Consider the following 1,962-nt stretch of genomic DNA (forward strand, 5'->3'; position numbering starts at 1 on the left):
CCGGGAGTCAGACTACGAGTGCTAAGATCCGTAGTCAAGAGGGAAACAACCCAGACCGCCAGCTAAGGTCCCAAAGTATACGTTAAGTGGAAAAGGATGTGGAGTTGCTTAGACAACTAGGATGTTGGCTTAGAAGCAGCCATCATTGAAAGAGTGCGTAATAGCTCACTAGTCGAGTGACTCTGCGCCGAAAATGTACCGGGGCTAAACGTATCACCGAAGCTGCGGGTGCACACCATATGGTGTGCATGGTAGGGGAGCGTTCAAAGGGCGTTGAAGCCGTACCGTGAGGAGCGGTGGAGCGCTTTGAAGTGAGAATGCCGGTATGAGTAACGAAAAGAAGGGTGAGAATCCCTTCCGTCGAAAACCTAAGGTTTCCTGAGGAAGGTTCGTCCGCTCAGGGTAAGTCGGGACCTAAGCCGAGGCCGAAAGGCGTAGGCGATGGAAAACAGGTTGAAATTCCTGTACCACCTCCTTCCCGTTTGAGCGATGGGGGGACGCAGGAAGGTAGGGCAAGCGCGCGGTTGGAAATGCGCGTCCAAGCCGTGAGGCAGATGGATAGGCAAATCCGTCCATCAACCATGCCAAGCGGTGATGGCGAGGGAAAGATAGTACCGAAGTTCCCGATCCTACACTGCCAAGAAAAGCCTCTAGCGAGGGAAGTGGTGCCCGTACCGTAAACCGACACAGGTAGGTGGGATGAGAATTCTAAGACGCTCGGGAGAACTCTCGTTAAGGAACTCGGCAAAATGACCCCGTAACTTTGGGAGAAGGGGTGCTTGATCGGGTGTATGCCTGATCAAGCCGCAGTGAATAGGCCCAAGCGACTGTTTATCAAAAACACAGGTCTCTGCGAAGCCGCAAGGCGAAGTATAGGGGCTGACACCTGCCCGGTGCTGGAAGGTTAAGGGGAAGCGTTAGCGTTTACGCGAAGCGCAGAACTGAAGCCCCAGTAAACGGCGGCCGTAACTATAACGGTCCTAAGGTAGCGAAATTCCTTGTCGGGTAAGTTCCGACCCGCACGAAAGGTGCAACGACTTGGGCACTGTCTCAACGAGAGACCCGGTGAAATTATAATACCTGTGAAGATGCAGGTTACCCGCGACAGGACGGAAAGACCCCATGGAGCTTTACTGTAGTTTGATATTGGATGTCGGTACAGCTTGTACAGGATAGGTAGGAGCCTTGGAAACCGGACCGCTAGGTTCGGTGGAGGCGTCGGTGGGATACTACCCTCGCTGTGCTGACATTCTAACCTCGAACCGTGACCCGGTTCAGGGACAGTGTCAGACGGGCAGTTTGACTGGGGCGGTCGCCTCCTAAACAGTAACGGAGGCGCCCAAAGGTTCCCTCAGAATGGTTGGAAATCATTCGCAGAGTGCAAAGGCAAAAGGGAGCTTGACTGCGAGACCTACAAGTCGAGCAGGGACGAAAGTCGGGCTTAGTGATCCGGCGGTTCCGCATGGAAGGGCCGTCGCTCAACGGATAAAAGCTACCCTGGGGATAACAGGCTTATCTCCCCCAAGAGTTCACATCGACGGGGAGGTTTGGCACCTCGATGTCGGCTCATCGCATCCTGGGGCTGGAGTAGGTCCCAAGGGTTGGGCTGTTCGCCCATTAAAGCGGTACGCGAGCTGGGTTCAGAACGTCGTGAGACAGTTCGGTCCCTATCCGTCGTGGGCGTTGGAAATTTGAGAGGAGCTGTCCTTAGTACGAGAGGACCGGGATGGACACACCGCTGGTGTACCAGTTGTTCCGCCAGGAGCACCGCTGGGTAGCTACGTGTGGAAGGGATAAGTGCTGAAAGCATCTAAGCATGAAGCCCCCCTCAAGATGAGATTTCCCATCTGACATCTTGTCAGAGTAAGACCCCTTGAAGATGACGAGGTAGATAGGTCTGAGGTGGAAGCGTGGTGACACGTGAAGCTGACAGATACTAATCGGTCGAGGACTTATCCAAAC

1 rRNA gene is annotated in these 1,962 nt (G+C 54.2%); it reads left to right on the plus strand.

The window, feature by feature from the left end:
- Positions 1 to 1,960: ribosomal RNA gene (locus GJS40_RS12840) — 23S ribosomal RNA — on the plus strand; the annotation flags it as partial.
- Between the last annotated feature and the right edge of the window lie 2 nt (positions 1,961 to 1,962).

Source organism: Aliibacillus thermotolerans, assembly GCF_027853235.1.
Taxonomy (GTDB): domain Bacteria; phylum Bacillota; class Bacilli; order Bacillales; family Marinococcaceae; genus Aliibacillus; species Aliibacillus thermotolerans.